The following is a 21,743-nucleotide window of genomic DNA, read 5'->3' as shown; positions in this document are numbered from 1 at the left end:
CCAGGGAAAAGCCCTCGGCGCGGAACGCCGAGGGCCTTTGGACGCCACCCGTGTCGGGGGGGATGACCAGCGGCGTCCTGCTCCTGAAATGCAGGACGGCTGCGCTTGTTCCCAACGCAGGGCGCAAAATCTTTTCACGGTTCGGCCGCCAGCAGGTCCAGCGCCACCCGGACCAGAGTCTCCAGCCGTACGGCCTCGCGGTCGGCGCCCGCCGCTTCGCGCGGGGTCATCTCCTCACCGCAGATGAGGTCGCAGGCCGTCACGAGGTCCGGGTGCCGCGACAGGGTCTCCCGCCAGCCCGCCAGCCTGAGGCGCGCCGCCGCGGTCCGCTCCGCCTGGGCCATCACGCTTCGAGGGTCGGGCCCCGCGAACGCACCGCCGAGCCGCGGCGCGAGGCTGGAAGGCAGGGGCGCCTCATGCTTCACCCGCCGATAGGCGTCGCCGTAGCGCACCCCGGCCACCATCGCCCCGGGGGTGATCCGCCCCCGCGCCGCCAGCGTCTCCAGCCCGGTCTGTCGCCGATGCGGCCCGGCGCGCGCCCTGTCCGCCGGCCCCGCCACCGCCGCCCCCCGCGCCCGGCTGAGCGCCACGGTCTCGGCGACGCCGGCCGCGACTTCCGCGGCCTCGGCACGGGCGCGATCCTGGCGCTCACGCCGGATCAATCGGTCCCGCGCCGCCCGCTGCGCTTTCAGCGTCGGATCAACTGGCTTCTTCACGCACACCCCCACGATCCAGAGTTCTTGCTTTGTTCTCAATCCGGTCCGCGTCCTTCCTTCGGGAAGATTCCCTTCGGATCGCCTGCGGGATTGGAGAACCGTCACACTACCTATGCGGTACGTCAGGTTCGGACGTACGTTCGGCCTGGAGCCTGACAATGTGCAACGAGTTCCGCTTCCAGGCCGCGCTCGACGAGATCCTGGACGCGTTCAGCCGGCTCCGGATCGACGTCGACTGGGAAGGCGGCGCGCCGAACCTCGAGCCTCGCGCTTCGATCCGGCCGACCGACAAGGCCTTCGTGCTCGCCGGCCGAGGCGACGGCGGCGCGCGTCTCGCCGACCTGCCCTGGGGCTTTCCCGGGCCACGTGGTCCGGTCATCAACTTCCGCTCGGAAGGCCGACGCTTCCCGTCAGGGCGTTGCCTCGTCCCGATGACCGGCTTCTATGAGTTCACCCGCGACAACGACCTGCCCAAAGGACCCAAGTCGAAATGGCTGTTCGAGGCCGCGGAGGGCGGCTTCCTCTGTGTCGCGGGCCTGATCCGCGAGGGCCGCTTCACGCTGTTGACCTGCGCCCCCGGTCCCGACGTCGGAGCCTACCACGACCGTCAGGTCGCACTGCTGCCGCGCGATCTGTGGGGAGACTGGCTCGACTCCCGCCGGCCGCAGCCGCCCCTGGGGCCCGTTCCCGCGCGGACGCTGACGGTCACGCGCGTCCGATAGGCGGAGCTACGGCAGGTCCTCGGCCAGGATCGCCATCTCGAACATGAACGAGCCGTCCTCGTCCTCGTCCTCGAACACGACGCCGATGAACTCCTCGCCGACGTAGACCTCGGCCGAATCCTTCTGCTTGGGACGCGGCATGAGGGTGATCCGAGCGTTGGCGAAGGTGCCGCGCAGGTGGCCCTCGATCCTGCGGATGGTCTTTTCGTCCACGCTGACGCTCCTGGGTGTCGATTCCGGCGCGAACCTACAGAAAGGCGGCCGGGGACGAAACCTCAGATGACGTAATCGTACACCGCCTCGGCCAGTGTATGGTCCATGCTCTTCGCCGGTTCCTCGCAGGTCGGGCAGTTGACGAGGCGGGCCGGCACGCCTGCCGCCGTGCAGCCTGGCGGCACGTCCTTCAGCACCACGGAACCCGAGGCGACCTTCGCGTAGTCGCCGATCCGGATGTTGCCCAGCACCGTGGCGCCCGCGCCCAGCAGCACGCCCTTGCCGACCTTCGGGTGGCGGTCGCCGCGCTCCGCGCCCGTCCCGCCCAGGGTGACGCCGTGCAGCATCGAGACGTCGTCGCCGACCACGGCGGTTTCGCCCATGACGATGCCGGTGCCGTGGTCGATGAACACGCCGCGGCCGATCCGCGTGGCCGGGTGGACGTCCACCTGGAACAACTCGCTCGACCGGCTCTGGAGATAGAACGCCAGCGTCTCGCGGCCCTCGTTCCACAACCAGTTCGCCACCCGCTGGGTCTGAAGCGCCAGGAAGCCCTTGAAGAACAGGAACGGCTGGACATAGCCGCGGCAGGCCGGATCGCGCTCGAACACGGCCTTCAGGTCCAGTTCGGCGGTCTCCACGAGCGCGGGGTCGGCGTCATAGGCCTCCTCGATCGTGTCGCGCAGGCTCATCGCCCGCAGCTCCTGGTCGCCCAGCTTGCGCGCGAGCTGGTAGCTCAGCGCATCGCCCAGGGTGTCGTGGTTCAGGATCACGGCCGCCAGCACGCTGGCCAGCGCCGCCTCGCTCTTGGCCGCGGCATAGGCCTCGTTGCGCAGCGCCGCCCAGACGGGCGGCGGCGCCGTGGGGTTCACGACCTCCAGGCGCTGACTCATGGCGTCCTCCCGGCCCATCAGGGTCCCTTCGCCTCAACCTAGCATGGCGCGCGACAGGGCCGGCGCCAGAAGCCCTCGCTGCGCCATATAGAAAGCCTTCAACAGCATCGCCACCGTCAGCGCGTCCTGCAGATGGCCGTCGACCGCCGCGTCCAGCGCCTCGCGGAACGGGACGCGGACCTGCGCCAGCGCCTCGGTGTCGTCCGGCCGTGCGTCGCCGGCCGCCGGCGACAGGCCGGTCGCCAGGTAGCCCACGGCGCGCTCGTCGGTCACCGAGTTCGAAAGCTGCGCCCGCAGGATTTCGCGCCACTCGGCCGCCTGGAGTCCGGTCTCCTCCGCGAGTTCCCGCCGGGCGCTCTCGAGCGGATCGTGGTCCAGCGGCCCCCCGCCCTCCGGAATCTCCCAGCTGTAGTCGCCCGCGGGAAAGCGATGCTGCCCCACGAGAACCGTCGTCCCGTCCTCGAACAAGGGCAGGATGGCGACCGCCACATTCTTGAAGCCCACGAGACCATAGGTGGCCGCCGCGCCGGTCGGCGCCGTCGCCGCATACGTCGTCACCGAGATCCAGGGATTGTCGAAGACGGGGGTCGCCGCGCCCCGAACCCAGGGGGCGCCATGAGGCCGGAGCCAGGCGGGCTTGCGCATCATCCGGCTCCTGAAAGCTCCCGCACAGGATCGCGATCCTTGCCCCGGCATCGTTAGGCGAAGGTTTACGGGACGTTCCGGTTGGCTTCCGGGCGCACGCTCCCTAAATCCCGCAGGTGACCTCCGCCCTCCCCTCTGCCCCCGCATTCGGCGCCGCCCTCGCGATCGCGCCCCGTCCCGATGTCCTGGACTTCCTGGCCCTGCGCCGGTCGGCGCCGGCCCTGACCCTGACGGAGCCAGGGCCCACCGCGTCGCAGTTGGACGACATGCTGCGCATCGCCGCCCGCGTCCCCGACCACGGCAAGCTTGCGCCGTGGCGCTTCGTGGTCCTGGCCGGAGACGCCAAGGATGTCTTCGCCGCGCGCCTCGACGCCATGGCCCAGGGGCGCGGAGACGCCGTCCTGGCGGCCAAGCTCGGCAAGCTCAAGGCGCCGCCGCTCGCCGTCGCGGTGATCGCCTCGCCCAAGCCTGGCGCGATCCCCGAGTGGGAACAGGTCCTCTCCGCGGGTGCGGTCTGCGCCCATCTGCTGCAGGCGGCGCTCGCCATGGGTTTCGGCGCCAACTGGATCACCGACTGGTACAGCTATGATCCGGAGGCCGTTTCCCTGCTGGGCCTCGCCGAAAACGAGCGGATCGCAGGCTTCGTGATGATCGGCGCCGCCAGGGAAGCGCCACTGGAGCGGGAACGCCCGGCGCCCGCCACGCTCGTCACGCACTGGACGCCCTGAACCTCGGCGTCCGCACCAGCCGTCCCAGAACCACGGCGGCCGGGCGCCGCTCCGCGACGCCCGGCCTGAAGTGACACGCCCGAGGAGAGTTGGGCAGGTTCTGCTATAGGCTTCCCGAAAGCTCTTGGGAAGCCCGAACTTCGCTCTCGATCCCGATTTCGCCCGTCTCGCCGCGGCGGAGGCTTACGCCCAAGCTTCAGGGCGAACCTCCAACGCCTCCAATACTCTATATTTGGTACATTTTACTTTTAAATTACTTGAAATACAGTAATATTCGGGCTCAACAAAAAGATTTTATTAACGAATTCCTCTGTCGAAGATCGCTTCAGCCCCGCCCGCGATACGGGGCGACGCCCTGATCCGGCAGCCACAGATCCTCGGGCGGCGGCCCGCTCTGCCAGAACACGTCGATCGGAATCCCGCCGCGCGGATACCAGTACCCCCCGATCCTCAGCCAGGTCGGCTCCAGCTCGGTGACGAGGCGACGGCCGATGGCCACCGTGCAGGCCTCGTGGAAGGCGCCGTGGTTGCGGAAGGCGCCGAGATAGAGCTTCAGCGACTTCGATTCGACCAGCCAGGCGCTGGGGACGTAGTCGATCACAAGGTGCGCGAAATCGGGTTGGCCGGTGACCGGGCACAACGAGGTGAATTCCGGCGCGGTGAACCGGACCAGATAGGCCGCATCCGGATGGGGATTCGGCACGCGCTCCAGGACGGCGGCCTCGGGGCTGTCGAAGCCCCGAACGTCACGCCCGAGTTGGGTCAGGTGGGTCTCTTCCATGCGGTGGCGTTTAGACGCTAGTAGGGGCCCGAACAACGACAGTGGAACAAGGCAGGAGACCTCCCAGATGGCCCAGGGTGATTTTCAGGACTACGTGGTGCTGGTCACGGGGGCGTCGACCGGTCTCGGCCGCGCCATCGCCGTCGAGACGGCCTCCCGTGGCGCAAAGGCCGTCGTGGTGAACTATGCGCGCAACCTGGCCGACGCGGAGGAGACGGCTTCGCAGATCCGCGCCCACGGGGCCGAAGCCGTCCTGGTCCAGGGCGATGTCGCCAATGACGCCGACTGTCGGCGGATCGCCGCCGCGGCCGAACCCTTCGGCCGGATCGACGCGCTGTTCAACAACGCCGGCACGACCAAGTTCGCCAACCATGCCGACATGGACGCGGTCTCCGGTCAGGACTTCCTCGACCTCTATGCGGTGAATGTCGTGGGGGCCTATCAGATGGTCCGCGCCTGCCGGTCGCTGCTCGAGGCCGCCCCGCGCCCGGGCGCGGTGGTCAACACCGCGTCGATCGCCGGCGTGGTCGGCATCGGCTCGTCGGTGCCCTATGCGGCGTCCAAGGGCGCGCTCAACACCATGACGCTGTCCCTGGCGCGCGCGCTCGCGCCCAGGATCCGCGTCAACGCGATCTGCCCCGGTTTCATCGATACCCCCTGGTTCGGAAAGGGCCTGGGCGAGCAGGCGGCCGAGAAGGTGCGCGCCAACGCCGCCGCCGCCACGCCGTTGAAGGCCGCCTCGACGCCCGAGGACATCGCCGCGGCGGCTGTCTTCCTGGCGGCCCCCGCCTCGCGCCACGTCACGGGCGAAACCCTGCTGGTCGACGCCGGATCGCATCTGGGATTCGCGGCGCTGACCCAGCGCTGACGCCTGGCGCCCACGCGGAACTGCACAATAGGAAGGCGCCCGCCGCACAGGGCGCCTTTCGATTGGTCAGGGCTTGCCGCATCCTCGCGCAACACTCCCCTCGCGTTGATCTGAAGCGCCGGGCGCCGACGATGGCCTCGCCCGCCGGTTGCGACCGGGCGGACATGAGAGGGGATACTCAATGAGAACGCTCAAGATCGCGCTGGCGGCCGCTGCCGCCACGCTCTGCTTTGCTGGCGCCGCCCAGGCGCAGGACGACGGTTCGCCATCGTTCTCCTTCAACCTTGGGGCTGCGACCGACTACGTCTACCGCGGGTTCAGTCAGACCGACCAGGATCCTCAGATCTCCGGCGGCGTCGACGTGACCGCCGGCATCTTCTACGCCGGGGCGTGGGCCTCGAACGTCGACTTCCTCGACAGCACCGATGCCGAGTTCGACCTGTACGCCGGGATCACGCCCACCCTGGGCAACGTCTCGTTCGACTTCGGCGTCATCTACTACGGCTACATCGACAAGGGCGCTTCGGACTACGACTTCTGGGAATTCAGCGCCTCGGCCTCGGCGCCGTTCGGCCCGGTGACCCTGGGGGCGACCATCGCCTACTCGCCCAACTTCTTCGGCGCGGCGGACGACGCCATCTACTACGAGGCCAACGCCTCGATGGACATTCCCGAGACCAAGTTCTCGATCAGCGCCGCCCTGGGCCGCCAGGAGCAGGACGGCGGCCTCGACTACACCACCTGGAACGTGGGCCTGGGCTATGCCCTGACCGACAACGTCAGCTTCGACGTCCGCTACCACGACACCAACGTGTCCAAGGCCAATGACCCCGCCGGGTACGGCGACGGTCGCGTCGTGGCCAGCATCGCGCTGTCCTGGTAACGCAAACCGACCTCGATCTGGGAAAGCCGCTGCGGCTCGCCGCGGCGGCTTTTCGTTTGCGGCTGCCGGCGTCTCTTCCTAAGTACCGCGACCCCACGACGGCCCAGGCCTCATTTCCGACGCGGGCTCGGGTTTTTCACGGCCCGGGCAACTTTCACTGGCGACGACCGTACCTCGGCCTATGGTGACGAATCGACACGAGAGCGGAGTTCGGCGCATGGAGCGGATGGCCGTCCGGGCCCAGACCGTCGTGTTCGACGCCTTCCTCGCGGCCGTCGCCTTTGGCGTCGCCTTCTTCGTAGCCCCGACCCAACCCGAACTGGGGTTCGGCCAGGAGGGCGCCCTGGGCGTCTTCCAACTGGCGGGCCTCTACGCCGCCATCGCCGGGATGTTCGGCGCCCTCTTCCGGCGCGAGCTGTCGCCGTGGCGCTATGTGTCGATCCCCGACGCCCTCGTGCTGGCGCGCTGCGCGCTGCTGACGGTGGGCGTCTTCCTGCTGGCCGTGTTCGTCCTGGACCGCGCCGAAGGCCTGCCGCGCTCCACCCTGATCATGGCGCCGGTCTTCCAGATGGTGATCGCCATGGGAGTCCGCATCCTGCGCCGGGCGATCCACGAACACGCGCTCGAGACGCTGTCCCCCCTCAAGGCCATCGGCGACCGCCTCGCCCAGACGCCGTCGCTGCTGCTCATCGGGCCACCTTCGCTGGCCGACACGTACCTGCGCGACATGGCCCGCAGCCATGACCGCAGCTACACGCCGGTCGGCATCATCGGCACCGACCGGCGCGACGTGGGCGCCAACGTCCGCGGCGTGTGTATCCTGGAGGCGATCGACAATCTGGACGAGGCCCTGGCCGATCTGCGCCGCTGGAACCGCTATCCACGCGCCATCCTGTTCCTGGAGGAGCCCGGCAAGCTCAGGGGCCTGACGGCCGAGCAACTCGGACGGCTGAAGGCGGACGGCATCCGGCTGCTGCGCCTGCCGTCCATCGTCGAGCTGGCCCAGCATGACGGGCTCACCCTGGTCCCGATGCGCGACATCAACATCGAAGAACTGCTCGCGCGCGACCCGATCGAGCTGGATCGCCGCGCGGTCGGCCGCCTCCTGGCCGGCCGGCGCGTCCTGGTCACGGGCGCCGGCGGTTCCATCGGCGCCGAACTGTGCCGTCAGGTCGCGAGCTTCGGCTGCGCCCATCTGACGCTGCTCGACTTCTCCGAGACCGCCCTGTTCGAGATCGAGCGCGAGATGCGCGAGACCTTCCCGCACATCGCGGCGAAGGCCGTGCTCTGCGACGTCCGCAACGCCCCACGCGCCATCGAGGTGTTCCAGCGCGAAGCGCCCGACCTCGTCTTCCACGCCGCGGCGCTCAAGCATGTCTCGATGGTCGAACGCCACCCGTCCGAGGGGCTGCTGACCAACGTCGTCGGGACCTGGAACGTCACCGAAGCCGCCAAGGCCTGCGGCGCCGGCCAGATGGTGCTGATCTCCACCGACAAGGCCGTGGACCCCACCAACGTCATGGGCGCCACGAAGCGCCTGGCCGAGGCCGTGATCCAGGCGCAACAGACCACGAATGACAGCCGGACCCGCTTCTCGGCCGTCCGCTTCGGGAATGTCCTCGGTTCCTCGGGCTCGGTGGTGCCGATCTTCAAGTCCCAGATCGAGCGCGGGGGGCCCGTGACGGTCACCCATCCCGAGATGTCGCGTTTCTTCATGACCATCCCGGAAGCGGCCCAGCTCGTCCTGCACGCCACGGCCGCCTGCCACGAGGACGACCGCCAGGACTCGCGCCTGTTCCTGCTGGAGATGGGCGAACCCGTCAGCATCCTGGATCTCGCCCGACAGATGATCGCGCTGTCCGGCCGCCGCGATGTCGAGATCGAGATCACCGGCCTGCGCCCCGGCGAGAAGCTGACCGAGGCCCTTCTCGACGAGACCGAGACCTCTCTGCCCGCCGCGCCGAAGGTCATGGAGGTGGTCTCCGGTTCGGCGCTGCGCGTGACCCCCGGCCACCTCGAGGAACTCGCCGCCATCGCGCGCGGCGGCGACGTCGACGACGTGCGTCGGGCCCTGTTCGACCTTGTCGCGCAGGTCCGCGGCGAAAAGCCCTCCGCACCGAACCTGCGGGTCGTCTCGGGCGGCTGAGCCGCTCAGGTCGCGATCGGGAAGTCCGCGGGGTCGTCTGTCCAGGGGTTGAAGGCGGTCCAGCCCAGGTTCCGCACATCCTTGAGATTGCGTGTGGCCAGATATAGGCGATGATGCTGCGCGGTCGCCGTCAGCAGGCGTCGACCGCTGGCGCCTTGCCCCCGAAAGCCTTCCGATAGCGCCCCGCCATCCGGCCCCAGAGCCGGACCGCCTCATTGTCGAGCGGCAGGATGCGACCCGAGAACCACGCCCCGACCTCGTCCCGATAGCGGATGACGCGATCGCGCCTGGGATCCTGCAGGGCGAGCAGTTCGATCCCCTGGTCGATCTCCGCCAGCGTCAGGACGCTGAGGTACGTCCGCGATGGAGGCGCAGCGCGCAGCCAGTCAAGCACCCGGGCGTCGGGCCGCGCCCGCATGGGCTCGGAGACGACGTTGATGTCGAGCAGCCAGCCTCTCACAAGTCGAAATCGATATCGCGAAAGAGCGACGGATCGCGCTCGAACTCGATGTCGATCGGGCCGATCTCGCGCAGCGCATCGACCCAGTGCTTGCCGCCCTCGGGGTTCGTCAGGCGGCGATACTCCTCCGCGGAGATCACGACGGCGGCCTCCCGGCCGCGCACGGTGATCGTCTGCGGGCCGTTGGCCTTGGCTTCGCGCACCGCCTCGCTGAGGCGGGCCTTGGCGGTTTCGAGTTTCCAGGCGTGCACGGCGACCTAGTCAGCTGACTATATTGAGGGCCGCCGCCTTCGGCGCAATCCCGTCTATTCGGCCGCCACCACCCGCGCGGGCGCGCCGGCCGACTGGAGGCGGGTCACCAGGGCTTCGTACTCGTCCCACAGCGCCTTGGGCGTCTGCTCGCCGAAGCGTTCGTAGAACTCGGGGATCAGAGCCGCTTCCTTGGCCCAGATGGCCGGGTCCACCGTCAGCAGCAGGTCTAGCTGTGAATCGGTCAGCGTCAGGCCCGACACGTCGAGGCTGGCGCGCGCGGGCACCCGCCCGATCGGCGTGTCCACGGCGTCGGCCTTGCCGTCCAGGCGCTCCACGATCCACTTCAGCACCCGGCTGTTGTCGCCGAAGCCCGGCCAGACGAACTTGCCGCGCTCGTCCTTGCGGAACCAGTTCACGAAGAAGATCTTCGGCAGCTTGTCCGGGTCCGGAGCGGTCTCGCCCATCTTCAGCCAGTGGCCGAAGTAGTCGCCCATGTTGTAGCCGCAGAAGGGCAGCATCGCGAACGGGTCGCGGCGCAGTTCGCCGATGGCGTTCTCGGCCGCGGCGGTGCCTTCCGAGGCCACGTTCGAGGCCATGAAGACACCGTGGCGCCAGTCGCGGGCCTCGGTCACCAGCGGCACCGCCGAGGCTCTGCGGCCGCCGAACAGGATGGCCGAGATCGGCACGCCGGCCGGGTCCTCCCACTCGGGCGCGGCCACCGGGCACTGCGACGCCGGCACGGTGAAGCGGGCGTTCGGGTGGGCGGCGGGCTCGGCGCTGTCGGGCGTCCAGTCGCGGCCCTTCCAGTCGATCAGGTGCGCCGGCGCTTCGGGCGTCAGGCCTTCCCACCAGACGTCGCCGTCGTCGGTCAGCGCGACGTTGGTGAAGACCGAATTGCCCCACAGCGTGTCGATCGCGTTCTTGTTGGTCTCGATCCCGGTGCCGGGCGCCACGCCGAAGAAGCCGGCCTCGGGGTTGATGGCGTAGAGTTGGCCGTCGTCGCCGAACCGCATCCAGCAGATGTCGTCGCCGATCGTCTCGGCCTTCCAGCCTTTCAGCGTGGGTTGCAGCATGGCCATGTTGGTCTTGCCGCAGGCGCTGGGGAACGCCGCGGCGATGTACTTCACCACGCCTTCGGGCGAGGTGAGCTTCAGGATCAGCATGTGTTCGGCGAACCAGCCCTCGTCGCGGGCCATGACCGACGCGATCCGCAGCGCGAGGCACTTCTTCCCGAGCAGGGCGTTGCCGCCGTAGCCCGAGCCGTACGACCAGATTTCCCGGCTCTCCGGGAAGTGGACGATGTACTTGATCTCGTTGCAGGGCCACGCGACGTCCTTGACGCCGTCCGCCAGCGGCATCCCCACGGTGTGGACGCAGGGGACGAAGAAACCGTCGTCGCCCAGCATCTCCAGGGCGCCCTTGCCCATGCGGGTCATGACACGCATGGACACGGCCACATAGGCGCTGTCGGTGATCTCGACGCCGATCTGGCTGATCCGCGACCCCAGCGGGCCCATGCAGAACGGCACGACATACATGGTGCGGCCGCGCATGACGCCCGCGAACAGGTCCTTCAGGTCGGCCCGCATCTCGGCAGGGTCGAGCCAGTTGTTGGTCGGGCCGGCGTCCTCGGGGTTTTCCGAGCAGATGAACGTGCGGCTCTCCACCCGCGCCACGTCGCGGGGATCGGAAGCGGCGTAGAACGAGTTCGGCCGCTTCTCGGGGTTCAGGCGCTTCAAGGTGCCGGAAGCGACCAGTTCATCGGTCAGCCGGGTCCACTCCTCGTCGGATCCGTCGCACCAGACGACCCTGTCCGGCTGCGTCAGCTCGGCGATGTCACGCACCCACTGGACGAGTTTGGCGTGTTTCGTCGGCGCGGGCGCAAGTCCCGGTACGGTCTTCTGGTTCATAAGCAACGACTCCTCGAACCCCAATTTGGCACAGTGGGACAAGCCCCTGCGCTCTCTCACCGAGAGCAATCTCATAAAGACTGAAAGCTCGCCTGCATACCGCGGGCCAGCGCAAGGCGACTCAAGTCCCTCTGATCCTACGGATCGTCTGTGGATAGGGCTGCATAGAGGCGCCATGCGGCGGAATCGGGACGCGGATTCGCCTCGGAAGCGAATCGGTCCGTCCCGAGGATGGGCGTACGGGCCGCTCCCCCGCGGCCCGTACGCCCCTGACGTCACCCCCGAAAGCGGCCGCCCCCCGGCGCCGCAAACTCCATGACGTCGCATGCCAGGACGCCGCCGCAGCAGCTCTCCCCCCATCCGGACGCAACGAAGCTGCGAGACGAAAGTTGGCGAAGGGGCTGGAATACGGCATCTCTGGTCCGGCCCTTCCGGGAGACCGCCGCGCGAATGATCCGCCTGGAGACCTGCGCCGCCCCGCCCGCCCCTACGCTCCGGCGCCAGGGATGAGCGCGCGCGCCGATCCGGGCCCGCAGCGCCCGACCGACCCCCTGCTGGAGATCTTCATGGAGCGTCGGGGCAACCTCCTGCGCTTCTATTCCGCGCGGACAGGGTCGCCATCGCTGGCCGAGGACCTGGTCCAGGAACTGTACCTCAAGCTCGCCACCCGCGACCCCGAGGTCACCGCCGAGAACCCGGTGGCCCTGATCTATCGCATCGCCACCAACGTCATGCTGGACCGCGCACGCGGCGAGGCCCGTGCGGCGGCGCGCGACAGCGCCTGGCGGGTCGTGGCTCATGCGAGCCTGGGACGCGAGGACATCGTCGACGACGCCCCCGCCGATGAAGCTGTGGCCTCGCGCCAGCGCCTCCGACAGCTCGTCGAGGCGGCAGCCGGCCTGCCGCAGCAGCAGCGGCGCGCGTTCCGCCTCCACAAGCTGGAAGGCCGGAGCCACGCCGAGACGGCGCGCGTGATGGGCCTGTCGGTCAAATCCGTGGAGAAGCACGTCTCGGCCGCCTTGAAGGCGCTCACCGCAAGGTTGGGGCGATGATCTACCATAAATTGTATCCCACACCTGGGGGGAACGGGGGGTCGGCGCCGTCTATGCCCTTGGAGGGCCGCTGCTCACCGCAGCGCCGAAAGGGCTCATGATCAACGCTCGGCGATACGACGACGACGCCCGGCGCGAAGACGCCGCCGCGTGGGTCGTGCGGCTCGAAGCCGACGACCTCGGCGATGCCGAGGCGGTGGCGTTCGACGCCTGGCTGTCGGCGGCCTCCGACAACGTCCGGGCCTTCGACGACGCCTTGTCCGTCTCCCAGGACTACGCTGCGGCGGCCGGGTCCGTGGGCCAGGCGCTCGCGACCCGCCGGGAACAGCCTCCCCGGACGTTCGACCGTCGTGCGGTCGCCGGCCTCGGCGCCATCGCGGCCGCGGCGGTCTTGGCTGTCGTGGTCGCGCCTCAGCTATCCGCTCCGCAGACCCAGACCTACGTCACCGCAAAGGGCGAGCGGCGCACGCTCGAACTGGCGGACGGCTCCACCGTCGATATGAACGGCGGCACGTCGCTGTCGATCACCCTCGCCCGGGACGGCCGGCGCGTGATGCTCGAGCGCGGCCAGGCCGTCTTCGACGTCACCCATGAGCCGCGCAGGCCTTTCGTGATCGCCGCCGGCGACCGCACCGTGCGGGTCGTGGGCACCCAGTTCGACGTCCGCCGCCTGGATGGACGCCTCAGCGTCACGGTGGCGCGAGGGGCGGTCGAGGTGCGGCCCGCCGAAGGCGCCGCCGGACGCGCCTATCGCCTGCACCCCGGCCAGCGGCTGGACCACCGCGAGGGCGTCGTCGATGAGCGGGTGGCGGCGGCGGAGCCCGCCGAGGTGTTCGCCTGGCGCTCAGGCCGGCTCGTCTATCGCGAACAGCCCCTCAGCGACGTGGTCGCCGATCTCAATCAGCAGTTCGCCACCCCGATCCGCATCGAGGATCCCGCCCTGGCCGCAACGCCCATCTCGGGGGTCCTGGTGATCGACGATCAAGCCGCGGTCATTCGTCGCCTGGCCTTGCTGGTTCCCATAAGCGCGGTACGTTCCGACGCGGGCTTGATCCTGCGGCGCGATGGAGCGCCGGCCCGCTGACGAGGGCGTGGAACCATAGACAGGCGCAGCCTGCCTTTGCGAACGGTGCTGGGCGGCGTGGCCCTCGCTTGCGTGGCGGGGCGCGCCGAAGGCGCTGACGCACGCTATCGTTTCTCCATACCGCCCCGCGCCTACGCCGACGCCCTCGTGGACCTGGGGCTCCAGGCCAACGTCTCGGTGCTGGGCACCACCAACTGCGGCCCCGACGGGCGGACCTCGCTGACCGGACGTCACACGCTGAATGAAGCTCTGCGTCTGCTGCTGCGGGACGCCCCCTGCCGCTGGCAGGTGATCGACGGGCAGACCGTGCGGATCCTGCCCGCGCCGCCTCCCGCGTCCCAGGCGCCACGCCCGGAACCCCAGCGACCACCGGCGCTGGTGTCCGAGGTGGTCGTCACCGCGACCAAGAGGACCGCGGCCGCAGATCGCCTGGCGGCAGGCGTCAGCGCCATCTCGCGCCAGCAGGTCGAAAGCACGCGAAGCGTCGATGTCGGCCAATCCATCGGCCAGCTCGCCGGGGTCCTGACCACCAACCTCGGCCCGGGCCGCGACAAGCTGCTCATCCGCGGACTCTCGGACGGCGCCTTCACAGGCCGGACCCGCTCGACGGTCGGCACCTATCTCGACGACGCTCCCGTGAACTTCAATGCGCCCGACCCGGATCTTCGTCTGGTCGACATCGAGCGCGTGGAGGTCGTGCGGGGGCCTCAGGGCGCGCTCTACGGCTCGGGCGCCCTGGCGGGCATCTACAGGATCGTGACCGCCAAGCCCGACCTTTCCGACGTCTTCGCCGGCGCTTCGGCCGCCGGCGCGCTCACGCAAGGCGGCGACGCCAGCCGCGAGGTGGACGGCTACCTCAACCTCCCGATCGTGAAGGACCGGATGGGCCTGCGGCTGGTGGCCTACAAGGAGATCCAGGGCGGCTACCTCGACGATGTGAACCTGGGCCTGGCCAACGTCGACAAGACCCGGCGCGACGGTGGCCGGCTGGCGCTCCGGATGGTGCTCGCCGACGACTGGCGACTCGACGCTCTGGCCGCCACGCAGCATCTGCGCTCGAACGACACCCAGTACGCCATCGCCCGTATGGACGCGGGCGGCGGCTCGGCGCCCCGGCGCGCCAATCAGATCCGCGAGGCGCACAACAACGATTTCTCCTACGGCGGCGCCACCCTTCACGGCGCGTTCGGCTGGGGCGGCCTCACCGCGTCGCTCAACTACGTGCACCACGTCTTCTCCAGCCAGTACGACGCCACCGAGCGCCTGGAGGAGATCTTCACCACCCCGACCACGGACCTGGGCGCCTATGTGGAGACCACGCGCTCGAACATGCTGGTCCAGGACCTCGTCCTGCGCTCGCACGAAGGGACGGCGGCAGGCTGGCTCTTCGGCGTCTACGGCGCGCGTTCCGTGGAGCGCAGCCCGTCCCAGCTCAGCCTGCTCTCTCCCGGCGGGGTCTCGATCCCCTACACCGAGTTCCGCAAGGACCGCCTGACGGAGTTCGCCGTCTATGGCGAGGCGTCCTACGAGTTCGGGGACGGGTGGACCGCGACGGTCGGCGGCCGCGTCTTCGAGAACCGGGTCCATACGACGGCGGAGATCGATCCCAAGGGCTTCCTGGGTCCCCGCTCATTCGACCGGCGCCGGACATTCAAGGGCTTCTCGCCGAAGCTCGCGATCCAGCGCGAGTTCCAGAACGGCGACCTGGTATACGGCCTCGTCTCCGAGGGCTACCGGCCCGGCGGGTTCAATTCCAGCGGCTTCTTCCCCATCCGTCAGCAGCGGGCCACCTTCGCCCAGGATCGCCTGCGCAACTTCGAGGTCGGAGCCAAGGTCCGCCGGCTGGACGGGCGCCTGGCCGTACGCGCCGCCGCCTACTTCGACGACTGGAGCAACGTCCAGACCGACCAGTATCGGACGTCGGGCCTGTCCTACACCGCCAACGTCGGGGATGCGCAGATCGTCGGCGTCGAGGCCGAGGTCTCCTACGACTGGGCGTCCGGCTTCTCTCTTCAGGTCAACGCCAACCTCTCCGACTCGCGAATCCGCAACCCCAATTTCGATTTCGCCACCCGGATCCGGGACGACCTTCCGGGCGTGCCGAACCTCTCGGCCGGCGCCCTGGCGCTCTACGAACGACCGCTGGCCGGCGACCTCACCTTCCGCGTGGTGGGCCAGGCCAGCTATGTCGGGCGGTCCGCGCTCAGCTTCGACGCCACCCTGCCCTCCGAGAGCCAGGCCTACCTTCGCGCCCGGATCTCCGCCGAGATCGCGTCCGGCGACTGGCGGGTCATGGCCTTCGTGGTCAATCCTTTCGACGCCGAGGGCGACACCTTCGCCTACGGCAACCCCTTCAGCTTCGGCGAGGTGCGCCAGGTCACCCCACAGCGCCCGAGGACCTTCGGCGTGAGGCTGGCTGCGACATTCTGACGATTCCCACAGCGACGCTGGGGGGTGTTCCGGACGCGCGGCGTCTTACGAATCGACAGGATCGGGACGGGGGTCCGGGTGATCAGGCTATCAGCGCTCGTGTGCGTGCAGAATCAGGACGCCATGCTGGCGGAATGCCTGCGCAAGCTGTCCTTCTGCGACGAGGTCGTGGTGGTCGCCGATCGCTGCACCGATCGCTCCCAGGAGATCGCCCGCCGCAACGGCTGCCTCGTCCTGGACGGCATCTTTCCGCTCGAAAGCCAGCGCAAGGCGGCCGGCGCCGAGGCCTGCACGGGCGAATGGATCCTCGAAGTCGAGCCCGACGAACTGATCGATGCGCACCTGGCGTGGGAAATCCGGGCTGTCCTCCAGATGCGGCCCGACGGTGACCACTACGACCTGCCGATCGACAACTACCTGGGGGACACGCTGATCCGCGACGGCTGGGTCGGCCCCCTCAGCGCCCGGCGCGGGACACGCCTCTACCGCCGAGGCCTCAAGACATGGGCGCCGGCCCGCCTCGACGCCGCCGCGACGCTCGAGGGCAGGCCCGGCGGCGCGCTGAAGGGGGCCATTCGGCGCATGCTGGGCGCCGACGTCGGCGGTCTCCTGGCGCGGCTGGATCGACGGACCTTGCTCGCCGCGGAGGATCTGGCCGACCGCGCCGGACGGCCCGCCGCGATCACAGGGGTGGCCCGGGGCGTAGCGACGTTCCTGTCCGCCTACCTCGCGCGCGGCGGCTGGCGTGAAGGGCGCATGGGCGTGGTCACCGCATCGCTCCAGGGATTGTTCCCCGTGATGGCCCAGATCCGCGCCCGTGACGTGGCCGAGGCCCGCGCCACGGCCGCGGCGGCCGAGAGCGCTCGCGTCGCCCGGCTGCGCGACCGGCGCTTCGCCGCGCGCTGATCCCTTAAGGTCCTTGCAACGCGGCCGCCTCTAGGCACGCTTCGCGGACTTCCCCGCGGGCGCGAAAGGCCATCCCTTGACGATCCTGGTCACCGGCTCGGCCGGCTTCATCGGCTTCCATCTCAGCCGCCGCCTGCTGGAACGGGGCGAGAGGGTGGTCGGCCTCGACAGCCTGAACGCCTACTACGACCCCAGGCTGAAGGCCGCCCGCCTGGCGATCCTTCAGGGTTACCCCACCTATCGCCACGAGACGGTCGACCTGGCCGACCGCGATCGGATGCCGGCGGTCTTCGCCTCGGCCCGACCAAGCCATGTGGTGAACCTCGCCGCCCAGGCCGGCGTCCGCTACAGCCTGGAGAGCCCCGAGACCTACGTGGACTCCAACGTCGTGGGCTTCCTGAACGTGCTGGAGGGCTGCCGCGCCCATCCGCCGGAACACCTGCTCTACGCCTCGACCAGTTCCGTCTACGGCAACCACGCCACCCTGCCGTTCGGCGTCCACGACGCCGCGACCCATCCGATCACCCTCTATTCGGCCAGCAAGCTCGCCAACGAGGCCATGGCCCACGCCTACGCCCACCTGTTCGGCGTTCCGGCCACCGGCTTCCGGTTCTTCACCGTCTACGGCCCGTGGGGGCGTCCCGACATGGCGCTCTTCAAGTTCACCGACGCCATCCTCAGCGGCCGGCCGATCGACGTCTACGGCGAGGGGCGGATGCAGCGCGACTTCACCTATGTGGACGACATCGTCGACGGCCTGGTCGCCGCCCTGGACCGGCCGCCGGCGGCCAACCCGCGGTGGGACGCCGCCCACCCCGACCCGGCCACCAGCGCCGCCCCCTGGCGCATCCTGAACCTGGGCGCCGGCCGCCGCGTCGAGCTGATGCGCTACATCGAGGTCCTGGAGGCGAAGCTGGGCCGCAAGGCCGAGATCAACTTCATGCCCATGCAGGCCGGCGACGTCTCGGCCACCGAAGCCGATACCGAGGAGACCCGCGCCGTCCTGGACTATGCGCCCTCCACCTCCGTGGAGGTGGGAGTCGGCCGGTTCGTGGATTGGTACCGCGACTACTACGGGGTCTGAACGCGCTTGCGGGACGCCGGCATGTCGCCCATATTGTCCCTGTATTGAGGCAAAGGAGCCGGCGCATGGCGCGCTCAGCCACAGTTCGGACCGGAGTTCGCGCCAGCAAGCGCCCGGTGGCCGCAGCGCCCTCCGCGGCCGGCGTCCTGCGCCGCCCGGGCGCCATGGACCTCGACGGCGTCACGGCTCTCTTCGGCATGACCCAGGCCCAGATCGCCGAGACCGCCGGCCTCGCCCGCGAGACGCTGCAGAAGGTGGAGCGCCGCAACGCGCCCAAGACCCAGGGCCGCCTGCGCGAGATGCTGGAGATCCTGCGCCGCGTGGAAGCCTGGGCGGGCGGCCCGGCCCAGGCCATGGCCTGGTATCGCGCCGAGCCCATCCCCGCGTTCGGCGACCGGACCGCCGAGGCCCTCGTGAAGGCCGGGCAGGCGGGGGCCGTCCGCGACTACCTGGATCACGTGGCGAGCGGCGGCTACGCCTGAGGCCTCTCCGGTGAGGTTCGCCGGCGAGGCCTATCGCGCCCACGACCCCCGCTGGTCCTGGTCGCCCCTGTCGGGCGAAGGCGCGGCCCTGCGCGGCGGCCGTTTCAACCGCCGGGGCCAGCCCGCGCTCTACCTGTCGCTGACGCCCATGGGCGCGGTCCGCGAGGCCTCGGCCGGCTTCGCCCACCGCCTGGAGCCCCTCCTCCTGTGCAGCTATGCGGTGGACTGCGAGGACATCGTCGACCTCCGAGACGACACCGCCTGCGCCGCCGCGGGCGTCGATCCGGCGGCCCTGGCCTGCCCGTGGGCGCTGGACCTGGCCGAAGGCCGCGATCCGAGATCCCACGCCGCGATCCGCCGCCTGGCCGACGGCGGGGCGGCAGGGCTTCTGGTCCCCAGCTTCGCGCGCGGAGCCGGACCCGCCGATCCCAACCTCGTCCTGTGGCGCTGGGGACCGCGACCGCCGCACCGGATCGAGGTCCACGACCCGTCCAGCCGGCTCCCGAAGAACCAGCTCTCCTGGCGCTGAGCCGGCCGGAGGCCGCCCCGCAACCCCTTGCGCCACAAGGGTTCAAAGCATTTTTCGGCGAACTGGACCTTCTTTCCGTCACGTGCCCGTGAAACAAGCGCATAGGCGGCTTCTCCGCCCCCTTTTCGCGCACTACCTTACGGTCCGAAGGCTGGCGATCACGACCGGCCGCCCAGGAAGGAGTCCCCCATGAAGCTGTTCGCCATCGCGGCTGTCGCCGCCCTCACGGCCGCACCGGCCCTCGCCGGCACGTCGGTCGCCGTCCGCACGGGCGGCCTGAACCTCTCCGACTCGCAGGACGCCGCGGTGATGCTGCGCCGGCTGGACATTGCCGCCGCCCAGGCCTGCGGCGCCGAGCGCGGCAGCGTGCGCGACGTCCAGGTCGCGGTGCGCAGGAGCGCCTGCTACGCCGACGCCATGGATACGGCCCTGGCGAAGCTGAACGCGCCCGCGGTCGACGCCCTCCACCGCGACCGCGACGCCCAGGTGGCGACGCTCCGCTAGGACCCTACTTGCCGGGCTTGGCGGCCTGGACCTCGATCTCGGCGAACATGCCGGGCCGGACCAGCGCCGCCACCTGGGAGGTGATGCGCGCGGGCTTGTTCTTCAGCGGGCCGTAGACCTCGTTGTAGGCCTCCATCATGCCGGCGAAGTCCATGCCGCCGCCCTTGGCGGGATCGCCCACCAGGACGATTCGCATCATCACCACGTCCTCGAAGCCGTAGCCCTGCCCGGCCAGGATCTCGCCGATCTGCTTCAGCACGCTCTGCACCTGGGTCTTGGTGTCGCCGAACGGCCGGTCGGCCGGGGCGCCGGACACCGCCTGGGGCGTGATTCCGCTCACGTACAGCATCTCGGAGCCCGCCGGCACCTTCACCGCCCGCGAGATGAAGCCGTTGGAGGGATTGACGTGGACGTTCTGGGCCTGAGCGGCTCCAGCCACGGTCAGCGACCCCGCCAGCGTCAGGATCAGGGCGGGAAGAACAGGACTGCGCATTGATGCTCCGTGAGGTTCAGGCCGCGGCGAGATTCAGGCGGCGGGGGCAGACCGGCGTCCCGTCGACGCCGTGGTTTGAGAGGCCCGCTCGGCGAGGAAGCCGATCGTGCGATAGGCCGAAAGCACCGCGCCTTCCTGCCAGCCCGGCATCTGGCTGAGGTGCGCGCCCGAGAAATAGACCCGGCCGTGAGGCTCATTGAGGAGCCGATAGGACGGGTGGTCAAGGTGGCCTTCCTGACCGCCCTGCCCGCCATAGGCCGGCCACGGACCGAAGTTGAACGGGATCTTGCTCCAGTTCACCACCACGCCCCTTTCCAGCAGGCCTTCCTGACCCGGATGCAGACGGCCCACGACGCCGCGGGCGATGTCCATCTGTTCGGCGAGCGGACGGTCCGCGAACATCCGGGCGCCCGGCCCCGATCCGTAGCAGGCCAGCAACATCCCCCGCTCGCTGTGCAGGTTGTTCGAGGGATACCAGACCAGCGAGGTCTCGCCGCCCACGAACGAGATGCCGCCATAGATCTGTTCCCGCTCCCAGAAGCGGGGCGATTCGAACCCGATCTTGTTGGAATAGTCGTACGGCACGTCGGCGATGGCCGCCTTCACCGGAGCGGCGAAGTTGGTGTCGATCTTCGCCAGGATGTTCAGCGGCAGGGTCACGATCAGGAACTCGGCCTGGGCCAGGTTCTCGGCGCCCGTCCGGCGATCGCGCCAACTGACGGCCGCCCCCTGCGCCGTCTGACGGATCCGGGTCACCTCGGCGTTTCGGATCATCGGACTGCGGATCGCCCGCTCGAAGCCGGCCACGATCCGGTCCATGCCGCCGACCGGCTGGAACATGGTGGCCTGCATGTAGAGCATGTCCTCGAACAGCGTCGAACGCAGTTGCTCGTTCGCAAGGAGTTCGCGGAAGGGTACGGGCGACCGGGGCGATCCGAATTGCGAGGCGGCGCCCGGCAGCTCGGCGAAGCCCGAGCGCTCGGTCCCCCGGAACACCATGCCTTCGTCCAGGTCGCCGTAGGCCCGCAGGAACGGCATCAGCCGCGCCTTGTCATCGGCCGAGAGCTCCTGGTCCAACGCCCCTTTGTTCAACGCCTTGGCCAGAAGTTCCGACAGATAGCCGCGGGTGTCGTTGACGCCCTGCCGCATCTGGATGGGCTTGCCGCCGTTCGAACCCGCCGCCCAGAAGTACGCGCTGCGGCTGGAGTTCACCTCGACCTCGAGCGGCACGTCCAGCTTGCGGCAGTAGGCCAGAAGCCCCTCGTGATGGCTCGGAATCCGGGCGGGTCCCGCGTTCAGGTAGACGCCGTCCGAGAATCCGACGGTCTGGTCGGGCGTCCCTGCCATCTCGACCCTGTCGCCGCCGCGCAGCGTCCAGTTCCGCCCGCCCAGTCGTTCACGCGCCTCCAGCAGGGTCACCGAGAATCCGGCGCGCTCCAGTTCATAGGCCGCGACCAGTCCGGCGACACCGCCGCCCAGGATGAGGACCGTGCGGCCCGATCCCAGATTGGCCGGCAGCCGGGGCGCCGCCCCCGCGGAGGTGGCCGCCATGAGACCCAGGGTGGTCATGGCTGAATAGGCGGCTCCATAGCCGCCTACGGCGCCCAGGCGTTGGAGAAATCGGCGGCGGCTCAGACCCATGAGGGACTCCGGAGCAGTTCATGCGCCGCCCGGCCGACGGCTTTCCGGAATCCCGCCGGACCAGCCTCGGCTGGCAAGGGATTGCGCCGACCCGGCTGCATGCCGACCGGGTGTCGCCCAGATATCGGGCGCCCACCGCCACTGAATTTGACAACTGACGAGATTGTAGAAATCTCAAATACTTCAAAAATTATCAGATCAAAATATTCATTTCAGTCAAATAGACGAAGGTTTGATTATTTACCCGGCCAGTTCGTAATCCATCGCGCAATTTTGAGGCATGATACCAAATCGTACGCGATGGCTGCTTGCTTCGACTAC

23 protein-coding genes are annotated in these 21,743 nt (G+C 69.3%); 13 read left to right on the top strand and 10 right to left on the bottom strand.

Translation table 11 applies throughout. The annotated features are described in order from the left end of the window. Window positions 1-134: 134 nt before the first annotated feature. Window positions 135-716 (bottom strand): hypothetical protein, encoded by a 582-nt coding sequence (locus tag WG212_RS10270; protein WP_337187003.1) that lies wholly within the window; start codon window positions 714-716, stop codon window positions 135-137. A gap of 158 nt (window positions 717-874) precedes the next feature. Between WG212_RS10270 and WG212_RS10265 the strand changes: the two genes are divergently transcribed. Continuing rightward, window positions 875-1,438, top strand: coding sequence for an SOS response-associated peptidase family protein (locus WG212_RS10265; RefSeq protein ID WP_337187002.1), 564 nt, complete (start codon window positions 875-877; stop codon window positions 1,436-1,438). Window positions 1,439-1,444: 6 nt separating this feature from the next. On the opposite strand, the gene WG212_RS10260 is transcribed toward WG212_RS10265, so the two are convergent. From WG212_RS10260 to WG212_RS10250, 3 genes are all read right to left on the bottom strand, one after another. Beyond that, entirely contained in the window at window positions 1,445-1,651 is a 207-nt protein-coding gene (locus tag WG212_RS10260) for a DUF3126 family protein (RefSeq protein ID WP_337187001.1), read from the bottom strand. Window positions 1,652-1,713: 62 nt separating this feature from the next. Next, a complete protein-coding gene (gene cysE / locus WG212_RS10255; protein WP_337187000.1) occupies window positions 1,714-2,544 on the bottom strand; it encodes a serine O-acetyltransferase in 831 nt (276 codons plus the stop codon). 33 nt (window positions 2,545-2,577) lie between these two features. After that, window positions 2,578-3,192 (bottom strand): NUDIX hydrolase, encoded by a 615-nt coding sequence (locus WG212_RS10250; protein ID WP_337186999.1) that lies wholly within the window; start codon window positions 3,190-3,192, stop codon window positions 2,578-2,580. A 113-nt stretch (window positions 3,193-3,305) separates the two neighbouring features. Here WG212_RS10250 and WG212_RS10245 point away from each other — a divergent pair, with 113 nt between their 5' ends. Then, complete coding sequence (locus tag WG212_RS10245) at window positions 3,306-3,917, top strand: nitroreductase (protein WP_337186998.1); 612 nt, start codon at window positions 3,306-3,308, stop codon at window positions 3,915-3,917. A gap of 325 nt (window positions 3,918-4,242) precedes the next feature. On the opposite strand, the gene queF is transcribed toward WG212_RS10245, so the two are convergent. Next, window positions 4,243-4,698, bottom strand: coding sequence for a preQ(1) synthase (queF, locus tag WG212_RS10240; RefSeq protein WP_337186997.1), 456 nt, complete (start codon window positions 4,696-4,698; stop codon window positions 4,243-4,245). A 67-nt stretch (window positions 4,699-4,765) separates the two neighbouring features. Between queF and WG212_RS10235 the strand changes: the two genes are divergently transcribed. The 3 genes from WG212_RS10235 (at window position 4,766) to WG212_RS10225 (ending at window position 8,595) form a co-directional block, all read left to right on the top strand. Beyond that, complete coding sequence (locus tag WG212_RS10235; RefSeq protein WP_337186996.1) at window positions 4,766-5,566, top strand: SDR family NAD(P)-dependent oxidoreductase; 801 nt, start codon at window positions 4,766-4,768, stop codon at window positions 5,564-5,566. A 181-nt stretch (window positions 5,567-5,747) separates the two neighbouring features. Then, complete coding sequence (locus WG212_RS10230; RefSeq protein WP_337186995.1) at window positions 5,748-6,449, top strand: TorF family putative porin; 702 nt, start codon at window positions 5,748-5,750, stop codon at window positions 6,447-6,449. A gap of 217 nt (window positions 6,450-6,666) precedes the next feature. Continuing rightward, complete coding sequence (locus tag WG212_RS10225) at window positions 6,667-8,595, top strand: nucleoside-diphosphate sugar epimerase/dehydratase (protein WP_337186994.1); 1,929 nt, start codon at window positions 6,667-6,669, stop codon at window positions 8,593-8,595. A gap of 130 nt (window positions 8,596-8,725) precedes the next feature. Here WG212_RS10225 and WG212_RS10220 read toward each other — a convergent pair whose 3' ends face one another. The 3 genes from WG212_RS10220 to WG212_RS10210 are packed head-to-tail and all read right to left on the bottom strand — an operon-like array spanning window position 8,726 to window position 11,217. Further along, entirely contained in the window at window positions 8,726-9,055 is a 330-nt protein-coding gene (locus tag WG212_RS10220) for a hypothetical protein (RefSeq protein ID WP_337186993.1), read from the bottom strand. After that, window positions 9,052-9,306 (bottom strand): type II toxin-antitoxin system Phd/YefM family antitoxin, encoded by a 255-nt coding sequence (locus tag WG212_RS10215; RefSeq protein ID WP_337186992.1) that lies wholly within the window; start codon window positions 9,304-9,306, stop codon window positions 9,052-9,054. The genes WG212_RS10220 and WG212_RS10215 overlap by 4 nt, the downstream gene beginning before the upstream one ends. A gap of 54 nt (window positions 9,307-9,360) precedes the next feature. Beyond that, the gene (locus tag WG212_RS10210) at window positions 9,361-11,217 is read right to left on the bottom strand and encodes a phosphoenolpyruvate carboxykinase (GTP) (protein ID WP_337186991.1); all 1,857 of its coding nucleotides are present in this window, start codon (window positions 11,215-11,217) and stop codon (window positions 9,361-9,363) included. Window positions 11,218-11,723: 506 nt separating this feature from the next. On the opposite strand from WG212_RS10210, the gene WG212_RS10205 reads away from it, so the two are divergent. The 8 genes from WG212_RS10205 (at window position 11,724) to WG212_RS10170 (ending at window position 19,288) form a co-directional block, all read left to right on the top strand. After that, window positions 11,724-12,269: an RNA polymerase sigma factor gene (locus WG212_RS10205; RefSeq protein WP_337186990.1), complete on the top strand. Its 546-nt coding sequence runs from the start codon at window positions 11,724-11,726 to the stop codon at window positions 12,267-12,269. Between the two features lie 97 nt (window positions 12,270-12,366). Continuing rightward, window positions 12,367-13,353, top strand: coding sequence for a FecR domain-containing protein (locus WG212_RS10200; protein WP_337186989.1), 987 nt, complete (start codon window positions 12,367-12,369; stop codon window positions 13,351-13,353). A 57-nt stretch (window positions 13,354-13,410) separates the two neighbouring features. Next, window positions 13,411-15,783, top strand: coding sequence for a TonB-dependent receptor (locus tag WG212_RS10195; protein WP_337186988.1), 2,373 nt, complete (start codon window positions 13,411-13,413; stop codon window positions 15,781-15,783). 78 nt (window positions 15,784-15,861) lie between these two features. Continuing rightward, entirely contained in the window at window positions 15,862-16,689 is an 828-nt protein-coding gene (locus WG212_RS10190) for a glycosyltransferase family 2 protein (protein WP_337186987.1), read from the top strand. A gap of 76 nt (window positions 16,690-16,765) precedes the next feature. Next, a complete protein-coding gene (locus tag WG212_RS10185; protein ID WP_337186986.1) occupies window positions 16,766-17,773 on the top strand; it encodes an NAD-dependent epimerase in 1,008 nt (335 codons plus the stop codon). Between the two features lie 116 nt (window positions 17,774-17,889). Beyond that, window positions 17,890-18,255, top strand: coding sequence for an antitoxin Xre/MbcA/ParS toxin-binding domain-containing protein (locus WG212_RS10180; protein ID WP_337186985.1), 366 nt, complete (start codon window positions 17,890-17,892; stop codon window positions 18,253-18,255). Between the two features lie 10 nt (window positions 18,256-18,265). Then, on the top strand, window positions 18,266-18,784 hold the full coding sequence (locus WG212_RS10175) for an RES domain-containing protein (RefSeq protein WP_337186984.1): 519 nt from the start codon (window positions 18,266-18,268) through the stop codon (window positions 18,782-18,784). A gap of 189 nt (window positions 18,785-18,973) precedes the next feature. Then, window positions 18,974-19,288 (top strand): UrcA family protein, encoded by a 315-nt coding sequence (locus WG212_RS10170; protein ID WP_337186983.1) that lies wholly within the window; start codon window positions 18,974-18,976, stop codon window positions 19,286-19,288. Window positions 19,289-19,292: 4 nt separating this feature from the next. Here the strand turns inward: WG212_RS10170 and WG212_RS10165 are convergent, their stop codons facing one another. Both WG212_RS10165 and WG212_RS10160 read right to left on the bottom strand, forming a co-directional pair. Then, the gene (locus tag WG212_RS10165) at window positions 19,293-19,781 is read right to left on the bottom strand and encodes a Rid family hydrolase (RefSeq protein ID WP_337186982.1); all 489 of its coding nucleotides are present in this window, start codon (window positions 19,779-19,781) and stop codon (window positions 19,293-19,295) included. Window positions 19,782-19,814: 33 nt separating this feature from the next. Beyond that, a complete protein-coding gene (locus tag WG212_RS10160) occupies window positions 19,815-21,350 on the bottom strand; it encodes an FAD-dependent oxidoreductase (RefSeq protein WP_337186981.1) in 1,536 nt (511 codons plus the stop codon). Window positions 21,351-21,743: the final 393 nt, after the last annotated feature.

It is taken from the genome of Phenylobacterium sp. (assembly GCF_037189685.1).
Classification (GTDB): domain Bacteria; phylum Pseudomonadota; class Alphaproteobacteria; order Caulobacterales; family Caulobacteraceae; genus Phenylobacterium.
Note: the sequence above shows the minus strand (reverse complement) of the source record. Positions and strands in the feature narration are given on the sequence as shown.

Coding starts and splice junctions, on each gene's coding strand:
- WG212_RS10265 (WP_337187002.1), top strand. CDS start 875: ATGTGCAACGAGTTCCGCTTCCAGGCCGCGCTCGACGAGATCCTGGAC.
- cysE (WP_337187000.1), bottom strand. CDS start 2,544: ATGAGTCAGCGCCTGGAGGTCGTGAACCCCACGGCGCCGCCGCCCGTC.
- WG212_RS10250 (WP_337186999.1), bottom strand. CDS start 3,192: ATGATGCGCAAGCCCGCCTGGCTCCGGCCTCATGGCGCCCCCTGGGTT.
- queF (WP_337186997.1), bottom strand. CDS start 4,698: ATGGAAGAGACCCACCTGACCCAACTCGGGCGTGACGTTCGGGGCTTC.
- WG212_RS10235 (WP_337186996.1), top strand. CDS start 4,766: ATGGCCCAGGGTGATTTTCAGGACTACGTGGTGCTGGTCACGGGGGCG.
- WG212_RS10230 (WP_337186995.1), top strand. CDS start 5,748: ATGAGAACGCTCAAGATCGCGCTGGCGGCCGCTGCCGCCACGCTCTGC.
- WG212_RS10225 (WP_337186994.1), top strand. CDS start 6,667: ATGGAGCGGATGGCCGTCCGGGCCCAGACCGTCGTGTTCGACGCCTTC.
- WG212_RS10210 (WP_337186991.1), bottom strand. CDS start 11,217: ATGAACCAGAAGACCGTACCGGGACTTGCGCCCGCGCCGACGAAACAC.
- WG212_RS10205 (WP_337186990.1), top strand. CDS start 11,724: ATGAGCGCGCGCGCCGATCCGGGCCCGCAGCGCCCGACCGACCCCCTG.
- WG212_RS10200 (WP_337186989.1), top strand. CDS start 12,367: ATGATCAACGCTCGGCGATACGACGACGACGCCCGGCGCGAAGACGCC.
- WG212_RS10170 (WP_337186983.1), top strand. CDS start 18,974: ATGAAGCTGTTCGCCATCGCGGCTGTCGCCGCCCTCACGGCCGCACCG.
- WG212_RS10165 (WP_337186982.1), bottom strand. CDS start 19,781: ATGCGCAGTCCTGTTCTTCCCGCCCTGATCCTGACGCTGGCGGGGTCG.
- WG212_RS10160 (WP_337186981.1), bottom strand. CDS start 21,350: ATGACCACCCTGGGTCTCATGGCGGCCACCTCCGCGGGGGCGGCGCCC.